Origin of the sequence: Vibrio crassostreae 9ZC13, assembly GCF_000272045.2 — a bacterium.
GTDB classification, from domain to species: Bacteria; Pseudomonadota; Gammaproteobacteria; order Enterobacterales; family Vibrionaceae; genus Vibrio; species Vibrio crassostreae_C.
The window spans coordinates 1-473 of the sequence record NZ_AJYZ02000026.1 but is presented as its reverse complement, the minus strand read 5'-3'; the positions used below and the strand labels follow the sequence as shown (position 1 = coordinate 473).

1 protein-coding gene is annotated in these 473 nt (G+C 49.0%); it reads right to left on the bottom strand.

All coding sequences use genetic code 11. From position 1 onward, the window contains the following. Window positions 1-473: flagellin hook IN motif-containing protein (locus tag A136_RS10750; protein WP_017063781.1), on the bottom strand; the 473-nt coding region annotated here is incomplete at both ends.

Here is a 473-nt window from a genome sequence, read left to right as displayed (position 1 = left end):
AAGTTGCTGATAGCGTGGTCGAAACGGTTTTGGAAAGCACCTAGCTCAGCACGGTGACTGTCTACATACTTAAGGGCCGCATCGATTACTGCTACAGACTCTTGTGCGCCGCCAACAGATGTTACGTCGATAGTATCAACCGTTACGTCTTTAGCTGCTTGAATACCTAGCTCGCCCGCAAGACCGCCAGAGAAAGACACATCGCCGCTCACTTTGTTGTTGCCTGTGAACATTTGTAGCTTGCCGTCTTCAGTAACAGACGCTTTAACAGAATCTTGTTGACCGTTGATGTAAGTCGCTAGCTCTTCGATGTCATCACCCGCTTTTGCGCTGATGTCGATTTCTTGTGCTTGGCCGAAGTTGTCAGTGAACGACAGTTTTAGGTCGTTAGAGCCCGCTTGAACGTTCCAGTCTTTGTCTTTCGCGTTCTCAGTTTGGTAGCTCTTACCACCCATCTGAGCGTTATCAGAGCG